The organism is Brevundimonas sp. 'scallop' (assembly GCF_011045535.1).
GTDB lineage: Bacteria > Pseudomonadota > Alphaproteobacteria > Caulobacterales > Caulobacteraceae > Brevundimonas > Brevundimonas vesicularis.
The window spans coordinates 703,842-715,991 of record NZ_CP039382.1 but is presented as its reverse complement, the minus strand read 5'-3'; the positions used below and the strand labels follow the sequence as shown (position 1 = coordinate 715,991).

Genomic DNA, 12,150 nt, shown 5'->3' with positions numbered 1-12,150 from the left:
CTCCGCTCATCCCCGCGAAGGCGGGGATCTAGTGCTGTGGGCGACAGCCGCCCGTCGGGTGTTTCATCCGCCGACCCCGCGTTCTCGAAAGAACTGGGTCCCCGCTTTCGCGGGGATGAGCGGATGTCGGGCTCAGGCCGCCAGCTTTTCGCGGGCGACCTCGCAGGCCGCTTCGAAACGGGCCACGGCTTCGCGGGCCTCGTCCAGCGTCAGGTTCAACGGCGGCAACAGCCGCACGCAGTTGTCGCCGCCGCCGGCGATCAGCAGCTGCTGCGTGTCGCGCGCCAGGGCCATGAACTCGCGATTGTTCGGCACCATCTTGATGCCGATCAGAAGGCCCTTGCCGCGCACGTCGGCGATCACATCGGGGAAGCGTTCCTGAAGGCCCGCGAACTGCTGCTTCAGATAGCCGGCGACCTCGTTGACGTTGTTCAGCGTCTCGGGGCTGTTGATCAGGCTCAGCGCCTTCTGGCCCACGGCCATGGCCAGGGGGTTGCCGCCGAAGGTCGAGCCGTGAACGCCGACCGTCATCCCCTTGGCCGCCTTGGCCGAGGCCAGGCAGGCGCCGATGGGGAAGCCCCCGCCCAGGGCCTTGGCCACCGCCATGATGTCCGGCGCCATGCCCGCCCATTCATGGGCCCACAGCTTGCCGGTCCGGCCCATGCCGCACTGGACCTCGTCAAAGATGATCAGGACGCCGTGTTCGTCGCACAGGTCGCTCAGACCCCGCAGGCACTGTTCGGGCACGGCGCGGCAGCCGCCCTCGCCCTGCACAGGCTCGACGATGATGGCGGCGGTCGTGGGGTTGGCGATGGCGGCCTTGATCGCCTCGTGGTTGCCCCACTTCAGCTGGTGGAAGCCCTGCATCGGCGGGCCGAAGCCCTCGGTGTAGCTGGGGTTGGCGGCGGCGTTGATCGCGCCATAGGTCCGACCGTGGAACGAGCCGTCGAATCCGTAGATGTCGATCCGCTCAGGCGCGCCATTGGCCGAGTGGTATTTCCGCGCCGTCTTCAGCGCGCATTCGACGGCTTCGGTGCCCGAGTTGGTGAAGAACACCACGTCGGCGAAGCTGGATTCGCACAGGGCGTCGGCCAGGGCTTCCTGTCCCGGAATGCGAAAGATGTTGGAGACGTGCCACAGCTTCTCGGCCTGATCCTTGACCGCCTGGACCAGTTCGGGGTGGGCGTGGCCCAGACCATTGGTCGAGATGCCGGCGACGCAGTCGAGATATTCGGTCCCGTCGGTCGCCCACAGACGCGCGCCTCGGCCGCGTTCCACTTCCAGCGGCGCGCGATTGTAGACACCCATCAAATGCTCAGTGGACACGGGACCAAGACCTCCAAAAGCGAGACGGCCCCGGCGCGAGCGCGACGGAGCCGGATCAATACGGTCAGGCGTTGTCGGACGCGCGCGGGTCTTAGTCAACACCGGCGCCGAGGACGCCTCGCGCTCGCACATCGGCGATCAAGACGCGCAGCGCCTGCCGTTGATCCGTCTCCAGCACGCGCAGGGGCAAAATGAAGTTGGTGTTGGGCGAGGCCGCGAAGATCAGGCGATCCTTGTCCTCCACCACCGCGACCAGATTGCGCCAGCCGATGCGGGTTTCGAAATCCACACCCGACAGAGCCAGACCGCTGTCATCAATGCGCCAGTCGGTTGGCTTCTGCGCGATCGGCGACCGGCGCGCCGCCGCCATGACCCTGGAATGCGCCACGACCGACAGCCCGATAAAGCCATACAGCCCGACCAACTGAAGACCGACGATCCAGCCGGTTCGCTCCAGGGGCAAACCGATGCAGACGGCGATGGTCGCCAGCATGGCGCCGCCGAGAAACAACACGGGCAGGTTCGCCCAGCGCCGGACGACGGGCCACGCCTTGACGGCCGCCCGGCCCTCCTTCGGCGTCGGCTGAACGCCGCGAACCTCGATGACCGTCGTCACTCGTCGCCGGGCGTCGTCGCCGGGGCCGCCGGCGCGGTTTCGGCGGCGACGGCCGCGTCCTTGGCCTGGATTTCGACCAGCTTCTTGTCCAGCGCCAGGCCCAGATCGGCGATGAACAGGCCGAAACGGGCGACGTCGACGCCCTTCAGATAGGACAGCTTGTCGTCGGTCGTATGGATGCGCTGGAAGACGGGCGGGACGAAGCCCTCCTTCAGGCCGTTGTCCTTGCCGCCGTTGAAGGCCAGCCACATCTGGTGGGCGCCGACCGCATCCTGAGTGCCCATCGACACCACCGGCACGCCCGCGGCCGAGAAGGCGCGGTCGTCGCTGGGCGGATAGGTCGGATAGGGCATGCAGTCGAAGCCGCGTTCGGCGCACAGGCCGCGCAGCGTCTCCAGCACGAAGGCCGACTGCGGCCCATTGTTCTCGCCATACATGACCGTCTGGCCATAGGCGGCGACATCGGCGTTGATGACGGCGGCGATCCGGTCCTTGCTGTGTTTCTCAAGGAAGGCCTTGGCGCCCAGAAGGCCCAGCTCTTCCTGGTCGGTGAAGACGAAGACGAAGCGGTGGGCGACCGGCTGACCTTCCAGCGCCATGTCCAGCGTCTTGGCCGCCTCCATCATCGCCATGACCGAGCCGACGTTGTCGACGATGCCCTGCGACAGGGTTCCGTCGCGCAGCTTCACCGCGTCATAGTGGGCGGTCAGGACGATGTCCTTGTCGCCCTGACCCACCGTGACGACGACATTGGCGCCTTCCATCGGGCCGGTGGCCTGGTTGCCGCCTTCGAAGGTCTGAATTTCGGGCGTGAAGCCCAACGTCGTCAGGAAACCGACCAGGACCTGGGTCCGCTCGGCGTTGGTGGGCTTGATGAACTGGGCGGCGCCGGCGGCGATGTCGGGGCGGTCGCCGGCCTGGGGCGTCGCTTCCTGAGCGAAGGCGGGCCCAAAAGCGAATGTGGCGGCGAACAGGGCCGTGGCGGCGACGAGCGAACGAAACAGCATGAAGCGGACCTCTCGGGGGAGCGATCCGCAACAGGTAGCGATCTAGCTCTTAAGACGCCAGCCCGAGCGGAACACCAGCCAGCAGACTACACCCATGACGGCCATCAGCACGGCCGACCCTATGACGCCGACCGTCAGATTGCTCTCGGCATGGCCGATGAAGCCGTAGCGGAAGCCGTCGATCAGATAGAAGAAGGGGTTGTAGCGGCTCAGCGCCCGGAACGGCTCGGGCAGGTTCTCGACCAGATAGAAGGTCCCCGACAGGAAGGTCATCGGCATGACGATGAAATTCTGGACCGCCGACAGGTGGTCAAACTTCTCGCTCCACAGCCCCGCCAGCACCCCGGTCATGCCCATGATGAAACAGGCGGCCAGGGCGAACCAGACGATGGCGAAGATGTTGGCGATGCCCAGAGGCGCGAACGGCAGCACGCAGATCGCCGTCACCAGACCGACCGCCAGCCCACGCGTCGCGGCGCCTAGCGTAAAGCCCAGCGTCAGCTCCAGCGGGCTGAGCGGCGGGGTCAGGAAATCGGTCGCGGTACCCATGATCTTGGCCTGGATCAGGCTGGACGAAGCGTTGGCGAAAGCGTTGTTCAACATGGCCATCATGATCAGGCCGGGCGCGACGAACAGGGCGAACGGCGTGCCGTGCAGCGGCGGCCGCGCGTTCTGAAGCGCCACCACGAACACCAGCATATAGAGCAGCGTCGTGACCACCGGCGCCGCCACCGTCTGGGCGCCCACCTTCCAGAAGCGACGCACCTCGCGCAGATACAGAGTCTGCACCCCGATCCAGTTGATCCCCGGATAGCGACGCGGCTGCGGCAGGCCGGCAGGCCGGGTGGAGATCAGATCGGGCGTATCGGTCATGGCTCGCCAGATGCGCTCGACCGCCGCGCTTCGCAAGAGATCAGGCGAGATCGTCCCGAAAACGACGGCGCCGCCTTAACCTTAACGATGATTCAATATCTGGTTTCTGTGGACAGGACGATTCGCACATCTTGCGTCTCTTAACGGCTGGTTTACGATTAGTTGTAGGTCAAGACCCCGGAGGGGGAGCCTGGACCCAGATATTGAATCCAAACTCGCTGGAGGGTGGCATGACCGCAGGCTGGACCGACGACCGCGTAGGCGCGCTAAAGAAGCTCTGGCTTGAGGGCCAGTCCGCGAGCCAGATCGCCAAACAACTGGGCGGCGGGGTCACCCGCAACGCCGTGATCGGCAAGGTGCACCGTCTGGGCCTGTCGGGCCGGGCCGCCCCGTCGCAACCGGCGCGCACCGTCGCCGCGACCTTCCGCACCGCGCGTCCGCGTCCGGCGCCGGCCGCTCCGGCGCAGCAACCTTCGGCCCCGCGCCGTCTGGAAGCCGTCCAGCCCAAGCCGGTCGAACCCGCCGCGCCCGTCCCCGCCCCGATCCCGGACCTGCCGGGCACGGCGACCGTGATGACCCTGGGCGCCCACATGTGCAAATGGCCGATCGGCGACCCGTCGTCGCGCGAGTTCAGCTTCTGCGGCCGCCGCTCGTCGGAAGGCGTCTATTGCGTCGAACACGCCCGCGTCGCCTACCAGCCGCAAGTCCGTCGCGGCTCCAAGGAAAGCGGCTCCGACCTGGCCCGCAGCCTGCGTCGTTACATCTAAGGGCGCTACCGCGCTTCGCTCTACATGAGCGCGGCGCTTCGCGCAGGGCGCACGACTGCGCTCAAGTCGTGCGCGACCGCGTCGCGAACGTAGCGCCAAAAAGATGCTCCTTAGGGAGCCGACTTCCCCCTCGCCGGTGCGCGCAAGCGGCCGGCGAGACTTCAGGGGCGGGGCTGCGGTTCATCCGGGTTGACGCAGCCCCATCCGCCCTTCGATCAGTTAAGCACCCGCCGCGCATCCGGCGTATCCAACGAGAACGCCGGAATCTGCGCCTCGAAACTGCGCCCATCCGCATCCGTCATATAATAGGCGCCCACCATCGAGCCGCTGTCGGTGCCCAGCGGACAGCCCGAGGCGTAGGCGTAGCTGCCGCCCGGCTCGATCACCGGCTGTTCGCCGACGACACCGGGGCCGCGCACCTCTTCGACATGGCCGTGGCCGTCGGTGATGGTCCAGCGACGCGCCATCAGCTGCACCGTCGAACCCGTCAGGTTCACGATCTCGATCTGGTATGCCCAGACCCAGCGGCCTTCGTCTGGATCGGACTGGCCCGCCAGATAGCTGGGGCGCACCCGGATCAGGATGCCGTTCGTCTCGGCGGTATAGGCAGGACCATCGTGCATGGGCTATATGCTCGCCCCGCCGCGCGCGGGCTGCAAGCGCGACTTGGAGACAAGTCGTGAAAACCGTGTGAGACAGACGCCATGAGCTCCTTCCAAGCGCCCCGTCCCGGCATCCTGCCCGCCCAGTCCATCGAGACGTTGATCGCCACAGGCGCCGTCACGTCCGACACCCCCTTCGACCACGACCAGGTCCAGCCGGCCAGTCTGGACCTGAGGCTGTCGGATCAGGCGTGGCGCGTGCGCGCCTCCTTCCTGCCCGGCCGGCGCAAGGTCGAGGACCGCATCGCCGACGTGGCCATGCACGCCATCGAGATCACCGAGGCGGGCGTCGTGCTGGAAAAGGGCTGCGTCTACATCGTGCGCCTTCAGGAGCGGCTGAAACTGCCCCAGGGCCTGATCGCCCGCGCCAATCCGAAAAGCTCGACCGGCCGTGTCGACGTCTTCGTGCGTCTGCTGACCGATCAGGGCGCCAGCTTCGATGATGTGGCGGAAGGCTATGACGGCCCCCTCTATATGGAGGTCGCGCCCCAGACCTTCTCCATCCTGGTCCGTCCCGGCACGCGCCTGAACCAGCTGCGGCTCAAGGCCGGCGATCCGCCCAAGCTGGAGACCCGCTCGGTCGGCGTCGATCTGCAGGGCGGCGACATCGTCGGCTTCCGCGGGCGTCGCCATGCGGGCGTGGTCGATCTGGACCACATCGACGGCCACGATCCGCGCGACTTCTGGGAGCCGCTGAGCCTGCGCCGTGGCGAACTGCTGCTGGATCCGGGCGAGTTCTACATCCTGGCCTCGTCCGACGACGTCGAAATCCCGGTCGATCAGGCCGCCGAAATGACTCCCATCGATCCGTCGGTCGGCGAATTCCGCGTCCACTACGCCGGCTTCTTCGACCCCGGCTTCGGCACCGACGAGGCGCATGGCGCGGGCTCGAAAGGCGTCTTAGAAGTCCGCACCCACGACACGCCGTTCCTGCTGGAACACGGCCAGATCGTCGCCCGCCTGGTCTATGAACCCCTGACCGAACGCCCCAGCCGCCTGTATGGTGAAAGCGGCAGCCACTATCAGAACCAGGGCCTGAAGCTGTCGAAGCACTTCAAGGCGTGGTGATCGCGCCGAGTGGCGAGTAGTCAGTGGCGAGTGACGAGCCGTTCGCTATCGTCTTCGCCACTCTTTACGCGATACTCGCCACTCAAGTGAGCTTGTCCGCCTTCCTCAGCCCCGGGAACATCGTCGCCCAGGCCCCGGTCGCGGCCAGGGCGCCGAACCCGCCGAACACCGCCGCCCCGACCGCGCCCAGCAGCCGGACCATGACGCCGGAATAGGCCTCGCCCAGTTCATTCGAGGCGCCGATGAACAGCATGGACACCGACGACACCCGGCCGCGCATGTGATCGGGCGTGGCCAGCTGGATCAGGGTCTGGCGCACATTGACGCTGATCATGTCCGCCGCCCCGCCAATGAACAGGGCCAGGCCCGACAGCCAGACGATGCGCGACAGGCCGAAGGTGATGGTGCACAGGCCGAACACCGCCACCGCCGCGAACATCCAGCGCCCGCCGTTCTGACGGATCGGATAGCGGCTCAGATAGATGGCCATGACCATGGCCCCCACGCCGAACGACGCACGCAACAGGCCGAACCCTTGCGGTCCGACATGCAGGATGTCGCGCGCGAAGATCGGCGTCAGCAGGGCCACGCCCGCCAGCAGCACCACCACCAGATCCAGCGAAATGGCGCCCAGCACGATCTTGGTCTTCCACACATAGGCCAGACCCTCCTTGACCGAATCCACCGGCGACAGCGGATTGGCCTGGGGCGCAGGTCTCCCGCTGGTGCGGATCAGGATGAAGGCCGCGACGGCCAACAGGAACATGCCCAGCGACACCGCATAGGCCAGGGGCACGTTCACCCCCACGATCACCCCGCCCAGGGCTGGGCCGGCGATGGCGCCGGTCTGAAAGGCGATGGACTGGGCCGCGATGGCCGGCGGCAGGGCCTTGCGCCCCACCACCATCGGCAGGAAGGCCTGGCTGGCCGGCGCCAGAAACGCCCGCGCCGCGCCGAACAGGGCCGCGACCGCCAACAGACCCCACAGCGGCGGGTTTCCATGCAGGGCCATGGCCAGAAACGATCCCGCACAGGCCGCCTCGACCAGGATCGAGATCCACACCGTGCGCTTCCTGTCGCGCCGATCCGCCATCGCCCCGGCGGGTAGGGTGAAGGCCAAGAGCGGCAGGAACTGACACAGCCCGACCAGCCCCAGATACAGGCTGGCCTCCTCGATCGGATGATCCCGCCGGGCGATCTGATAGACCTGCCACAACAGGGCCGACGACTGGATCTGGATCGCCAGCACCGCCACCACACGCCCGAACCACAAAAGGCGGAAGTCGCGAATGCCCCACGGGCTGGACGGGCCTTCCGGCCCCCCAGATGACGGAGACGGCGGAACGGGCGGGGCGGCGGGGCCGGCAGCGATGGATTCTGTGGTCACGTTCTTCTTGGGTATTTCGGATAGGGCGAGCCGTCGCGGTGGAAATAGCCGTCGACGCCGGCGTGCAGCACCATGTCGATGTCGGGATAGTCGGCGGGGGTGGTCGTCGGGCTGCGCGTGCCGACTTCCAGCAGAACCGCCTCGCGGCCGGATCGGTTCTCCAGCTTATGGCCGTTCGGCACGCCGGACTTGAACCCGGCGCAGTCGCCGGCGCACAGGATCGTTTCGCCATCGTCCTCGATCAGCACCACCTCGCCCTCGATCACCATGACGAACTCGTCCTCTTCGGCGTGCCAGTGGCGCTGGCTGGACCAGGCGCCGTCGGGCAGGCGCAGCAGGTTGACACCGAACTGGCTCAGCCCCGCCGCATCGCCCAGCCGCCAGCGGCGACGCGGCTTGCACGGGCCCGCGTATTCCTCGGGATAGGTGGTGCCGTTCGTCGTCGGCGCACTGTCGATGTCGATCTTGGGCATGGCTCTTCTCGCCTCCGCACGATGGTCCTAAAGCATAGCCGCATGAGCCGCGCATCAACTCCCGTTATCGATCCTGTCGAACTGACCCGCGACCTGATCCGCATTCCGTCCGTCACGCCCGCCGACGAAGGGGCGATGGATGTGCTGGAACGGCACCTGATGGCGCTGGGCTTCACCTGCCGCCGCCTGGCCTTCGAGGGACCAGGCGGACAAGGCGTCCATGCGCGGATCGAGAACCTGTATGCGCGACGCGGGAACGCCTCGCCCAACCTCTGTTTCGCCGGCCATACGGATGTGGTTCCGACCGGCCCGTCGGATCAGTGGTCGTCGCAACCCTTCAACGCCGAGGTCAAGGACGGCGTCCTGTACGGTCGCGGCGCGGTGGACATGAAGGGCGGGATCGCCGCCTGGGTCGCCGCCGTGTCCCAGGTGCTGGCGGACGGGGAACCCGCCGGCTCCCTCTCTTTCCTGATCACCGGCGACGAGGAAGGCCCGGCGCTGCACGGCACCAAACGGGTGGTCGAGGCCCTGGCCGCCGAGGGCGAGGTCATCGACGCCTGCGTCGTCGGCGAACCCTCCTCGTCGCAGCAGCTGGGCGACATGATCAAGGTCGGGCGGCGCGGCTCGCTGAACACCTGGATCACCGTCCACGGGAAACAGGGCCACGTCGCCTATCCCGAGCGCGCCGCCAACCCGGCCCCGGTGATCGCACGCCTGATGGCCCGCCTGAACGACCACGTTCTGGATCAGGGCTACGAGAACTTTCCCCCGTCGAACCTCGAAATCACCACCATCGACATCGGCAATCCGGCGACCAACATCATCGCGGCCCAGGCGACGGCGCGGCTGAACATCCGCTTCAACCCCAGCCATACGGGCGACGCCCTGATCGACTGGCTGAACCGCGAGGCCGGCGCCATGCAGGCCGAGACCGGGCTTCAGATCACCCTGGAGCACCTTTGCTCGGGCGAGGCCTTCCTGACCGAGCCGGGCGCCTTCGTGGAGGCGGTTCAGGACTCGGTCGAGGCCGTGGCGGGCCGCCGCCCCGAAGCCTCCACCACCGGCGGCACCTCCGACGCCCGCTTCATCCGCGCCCTGTGCCCGGTGCTGGAACTGGGCCTGGTCGGCCAGACCATGCACCAGATCGACGAACGGGTGCCGACGGCGGAGCTGGAGACGCTGACGGCGGTGTATCGCCGCGTGATCGAGACGGTGTTCGAGCGGTTGTAGCTTGCCGCGGGAGTAGGTTGCTTTTGCGACAACCACCCTGCACCTCCTGACACGATCAGACATTGCAGCCTGTAGTAAACAGGCGTCCAATGGATATTCGCTATGGACGAGTGTGGGCGGATGGAAATTCAAGCTGCATCCCTAGGCCGCAGAGCCTTCACGTGCCCGCATTGTCATGCTCACGCACAACAGGGTTGGTGGGGCCTTTACGCGGCGTTTCTGGACGAAGAAGCTATTCCCACCTCTTTAGACCCTGAGCGCATCCGGCAGGTTCTGGCGGAAAATCCGGACGACGGTTTGTTCCAGAAATATGGCCTTGCCTTACTTGCAACGGACGCTCGTCCCGCCCAAGAAAAGGAAAGCACATATGTGAACTATAAAGTACCCAATCTACACTTGTCACGTTGTTTCGTTTGCAAACGAGGCACCCTATGGCTTGGAGATAGGATAATCGATCCCGTTTCAGATGTTGCGGTAATTCCAAATGAGGACCTACCCGACGATGTGCGAGACGATTTTATGGAAGCCGCACACATTGCGCACCTTTCTCCACGGGGTGCGGCGGCTCTACTTCGCTTATCGCTTGAAAAACTCTGTCGCCACTTAGGGAAGACAGGAAAGATAGACACTATGATTGCCGATCTTGTGACAGACGGCCTGAACATGAAGGTTCAGCAGGCATTAGACGTTGTCCGCGTCATAGGTAACGAAAGCGTACATCCGGGGTCTATTGATCTTCGGGACGACCACGCAACCGTCCAAGCGTTATTTCGGCTTGTTAACATCGTCTCCGAGACAATGATTACTGATCGAAGGAAAGTGGCTGAACTGTTCAATGGGCTTCCTGCGGAGAAACTCGCGGGGATCCAACAGCGAAATGAAAGAGCGTTGAAAGCAGCCAAGAAGTAATTAGGCGGTTGATTTGGAAAATCGATCATAGCCTCCCGTCAAACTTCTCGCCTTAGCTCCGCTCCAAGAACCGCAGCGCCGTCAGGACGTGCGTCTTCACCCCCAGTGGCAAGACCTTCTCGTTCGGTGAGAACTCCGGCGAATGGTTGGGCGCGGAGGTCGCCGGATCAGCGCCGTCGGGACTGGCCCCAAGATGGTAGAAGACGCCGGGGATGACCTGCTGGAAATAGCTGAAGTCCTCGGCCACCGTGGTCGGGGGCGTGGCGGGGTTGACGTTCCCCGCTCCGGCCGCCTCGGTCAGGACCGGGGCCAGCCAGGCGGACAGGCCGGGGTCGTTGAACACCAGGGCGGCGTTCTGTTTGACGCCGAACTCGGCGGTGGCACCATAGGCGGCGGCGACGTGGTCGATGGCGGTCTCGGCTCGGGCGACCAGGGCGTCGCGCTGGGCCGTATCGAAGGTGCGCAGGGTGCCTGACAGCGTCGCGCTGTCGGGGATGATGTTGTAGCGGACGCCGGCGTTGATCGTGGCGATGGTGAAGACGGTCGGGGTCGTGGTCGGATCCACCGTGCGGGCGGTCAGGGTGTTGACCGTCTCGACCACCTGACCCGCCACCGCGATCACATCGACCCCGCGCCAGGGCCAGGCGCCGTGCGTCTGCTTGCCCTTCAGGCGGATATCCACGCGGTCCGAGGCGGCCATGAACCCCTCGGGCCGATAGAAGACGCTGCCCGGACGGCCCGGCACGACGTGCAGGCCAAAGATGGCCTCGGGCTTGGGATCGTTCAGCGCCCCTTCGGCGATCATCAGGGCCGCCCCACCCTTGGGCTCTCCCGGAGGCGCGCCCTCCTCGGCCGGCTGGAAGACGAAGACCACCGTGCCGGCGATCCGGTCCTTCATCCCCGCAAGCACCTCGGCTGCGCCCATCAGCATGGCCATATGCATGTCGTGGCCGCAGGCATGGGCCACCGGCACCGTATTGCCCATATAGGTCCCGGTGGCGGTGGAGGCGAAGGCCAGGCCCGTCGCCTCCTGCACAGGCAGGGCGTCCATGTCGGCGCGCAGGGCCACCGTCCGGCCCGGCCGTGCGCCGCGCAGCACGCCGATCACCCCTGTCTTGCCGACCCCGGTGCGGACCTCCAGTCCCAGCGATCGCAGATGGTCGGCGATCACGCCGGCCGAGCGAGTCTCGGCGAAGCCCAGTTCGGGATGCTGGTGGAAGTCGCGCCGCCACGCGACGACCTCGGGCATGACGCGCTGCACGGCGGCGTCCACGCTGGCCGTGTCGACCTGCGCCTGAGCGGCGCCGGCGGCAAGCAGCAGCGCCATTGTGGAGGCGGCGAACAATCGGCGCATGTGAAGGTCCCGTGAAATTTTCAGCCCGACGACAGGTGACGGCGCCGCACCCGCTTGTGCAAGCCGTCGCGAACGGCGATTTCTGTCCGCATGGGTGAGAAGGCCTTCAAGAGCGCAAAGACCGAATGGCGCGACGTCGTTCTGGTCTGCCGCAAATGTTCGAAAAAGCTGGACGGCGGCTTCGGCCCCGGCGGCGATCTGACGCTGAAAAAGGCGCTGCGAAAATATCTGCACCTGAAGAAGGGCAAACAGGGTCGCAAGGGCGAGGTGACGGTCGTCGGCGCCGACTGTTTCGACATCTGCCCCAAGGGCGCCGTCGTCGCGGTCAACACGGCCCAACCCAAGAAGCTGCTGATCATTCCGGCCGGCGCCGATCTGTTCGAGGTCAAGACGCGGCTGGGGCTGGATGACGGACGGCGGTTGAAGCGGGTCGACGCCGCCGACTGAGGCTCGGCGCCTTTCTTCCGGCGGCCAGCCG

The 12,150-nt window shown here is 66.2% G+C and carries 13 protein-coding genes; 5 read left to right on the top strand and 8 right to left on the bottom strand.

Going from position 1 to position 12,150, the window contains the following annotated elements:
* Window positions 1-132: 132 nt before the first annotated feature.
* The 4 genes from E4341_RS03495 to E4341_RS03480 all read right to left on the bottom strand — a co-directional run bounded on the left by E4341_RS03495 (window position 133) and on the right by E4341_RS03480 (window position 3,822).
* A complete protein-coding gene (locus E4341_RS03495; protein ID WP_165115192.1) occupies window positions 133-1,308 on the bottom strand; it encodes an aspartate aminotransferase family protein in 1,176 nt (391 codons plus the stop codon).
* Between the two features lie 109 nt (window positions 1,309-1,417).
* Window positions 1,418-1,942 (bottom strand): YcxB family protein, encoded by a 525-nt coding sequence (locus tag E4341_RS03490; RefSeq protein WP_165115190.1) that lies wholly within the window; start codon window positions 1,940-1,942, stop codon window positions 1,418-1,420.
* Complete coding sequence (locus E4341_RS03485; protein ID WP_165115188.1) at window positions 1,939-2,949, bottom strand: M28 family metallopeptidase; 1,011 nt, start codon at window positions 2,947-2,949, stop codon at window positions 1,939-1,941. The genes E4341_RS03490 and E4341_RS03485 overlap by 4 nt, the downstream gene beginning before the upstream one ends.
* Window positions 2,950-2,991: 42 nt before the next feature.
* The gene (locus E4341_RS03480) at window positions 2,992-3,822 is read right to left on the bottom strand and encodes an ABC transporter permease (protein ID WP_045810698.1); all 831 of its coding nucleotides are present in this window, start codon (window positions 3,820-3,822) and stop codon (window positions 2,992-2,994) included.
* A gap of 230 nt (window positions 3,823-4,052) precedes the next feature.
* Between E4341_RS03480 and E4341_RS03475 the strand changes: the two genes are divergently transcribed.
* Complete coding sequence (locus tag E4341_RS03475) at window positions 4,053-4,589, top strand: GcrA family cell cycle regulator (protein ID WP_017506617.1); 537 nt, start codon at window positions 4,053-4,055, stop codon at window positions 4,587-4,589.
* A gap of 215 nt (window positions 4,590-4,804) precedes the next feature.
* Here the strand turns inward: E4341_RS03475 and apaG are convergent, their stop codons facing one another.
* Complete coding sequence (gene apaG / locus E4341_RS03470; protein ID WP_017506618.1) at window positions 4,805-5,212, bottom strand: Co2+/Mg2+ efflux protein ApaG; 408 nt, start codon at window positions 5,210-5,212, stop codon at window positions 4,805-4,807.
* An 81-nt stretch (window positions 5,213-5,293) separates the two neighbouring features.
* Here apaG and E4341_RS03465 point away from each other — a divergent pair, with 81 nt between their 5' ends.
* Window positions 5,294-6,319 (top strand): 2'-deoxycytidine 5'-triphosphate deaminase, encoded by a 1,026-nt coding sequence (locus E4341_RS03465; protein WP_091750682.1) that lies wholly within the window; start codon window positions 5,294-5,296, stop codon window positions 6,317-6,319.
* 82 nt (window positions 6,320-6,401) lie between these two features.
* Here the strand turns inward: E4341_RS03465 and E4341_RS03460 are convergent, their stop codons facing one another.
* Window positions 6,402-7,577 (bottom strand): MFS transporter, encoded by a 1,176-nt coding sequence (locus tag E4341_RS03460; RefSeq protein ID WP_370458479.1) that lies wholly within the window; start codon window positions 7,575-7,577, stop codon window positions 6,402-6,404.
* A gap of 125 nt (window positions 7,578-7,702) precedes the next feature.
* Window positions 7,703-8,179 (bottom strand): cupin domain-containing protein, encoded by a 477-nt coding sequence (locus tag E4341_RS03455; protein ID WP_165115186.1) that lies wholly within the window; start codon window positions 8,177-8,179, stop codon window positions 7,703-7,705.
* A 42-nt stretch (window positions 8,180-8,221) separates the two neighbouring features.
* On the opposite strand from E4341_RS03455, the gene dapE reads away from it, so the two are divergent.
* Both dapE and E4341_RS03445 read left to right on the top strand, forming a co-directional pair.
* On the top strand, window positions 8,222-9,409 hold the full coding sequence (gene dapE / locus E4341_RS03450) for a succinyl-diaminopimelate desuccinylase (protein WP_165115184.1): 1,188 nt from the start codon (window positions 8,222-8,224) through the stop codon (window positions 9,407-9,409).
* A gap of 120 nt (window positions 9,410-9,529) precedes the next feature.
* Window positions 9,530-10,318 (top strand): DUF4145 domain-containing protein, encoded by a 789-nt coding sequence (locus tag E4341_RS03445; protein WP_165115182.1) that lies wholly within the window; start codon window positions 9,530-9,532, stop codon window positions 10,316-10,318.
* Between the two features lie 52 nt (window positions 10,319-10,370).
* On the opposite strand, the gene E4341_RS03440 is transcribed toward E4341_RS03445, so the two are convergent.
* Entirely contained in the window at window positions 10,371-11,672 is a 1,302-nt protein-coding gene (locus E4341_RS03440; RefSeq protein WP_205751347.1) for an amidohydrolase, read from the bottom strand.
* Between the two features lie 90 nt (window positions 11,673-11,762).
* Between E4341_RS03440 and E4341_RS03435 the strand changes: the two genes are divergently transcribed.
* Window positions 11,763-12,119 carry a hypothetical protein gene (locus E4341_RS03435; protein ID WP_165115180.1) on the top strand — a complete coding sequence of 119 codons (357 nt, stop codon included), beginning with the start codon at window positions 11,763-11,765 and terminating at the stop codon, window positions 12,117-12,119.
* The last annotated feature ends 31 nt before the right edge of the window (window positions 12,120-12,150 follow it).

Coding starts and splice junctions, on each gene's coding strand:
- E4341_RS03495 (WP_165115192.1), bottom strand. CDS start 1,308: ATGGGTGTCTACAATCGCGCGCCGCTGGAAGTGGAACGCGGCCGAGGC.
- E4341_RS03485 (WP_165115188.1), bottom strand. CDS start 2,949: ATGCTGTTTCGTTCGCTCGTCGCCGCCACGGCCCTGTTCGCCGCCACA.
- E4341_RS03480 (WP_045810698.1), bottom strand. CDS start 3,822: ATGACCGATACGCCCGATCTGATCTCCACCCGGCCTGCCGGCCTGCCG.
- E4341_RS03475 (WP_017506617.1), top strand. CDS start 4,053: ATGACCGCAGGCTGGACCGACGACCGCGTAGGCGCGCTAAAGAAGCTC.
- apaG (WP_017506618.1), bottom strand. CDS start 5,212: ATGCACGATGGTCCTGCCTATACCGCCGAGACGAACGGCATCCTGATC.
- E4341_RS03465 (WP_091750682.1), top strand. CDS start 5,294: ATGAGCTCCTTCCAAGCGCCCCGTCCCGGCATCCTGCCCGCCCAGTCC.
- E4341_RS03455 (WP_165115186.1), bottom strand. CDS start 8,179: ATGCCCAAGATCGACATCGACAGTGCGCCGACGACGAACGGCACCACC.
- dapE (WP_165115184.1), top strand. CDS start 8,222: ATGAGCCGCGCATCAACTCCCGTTATCGATCCTGTCGAACTGACCCGC.
- E4341_RS03445 (WP_165115182.1), top strand. CDS start 9,530: ATGGAAATTCAAGCTGCATCCCTAGGCCGCAGAGCCTTCACGTGCCCG.
- E4341_RS03440 (WP_205751347.1), bottom strand. CDS start 11,672: ATGCGCCGATTGTTCGCCGCCTCCACAATGGCGCTGCTGCTTGCCGCC.
- E4341_RS03435 (WP_165115180.1), top strand. CDS start 11,763: ATGGGTGAGAAGGCCTTCAAGAGCGCAAAGACCGAATGGCGCGACGTC.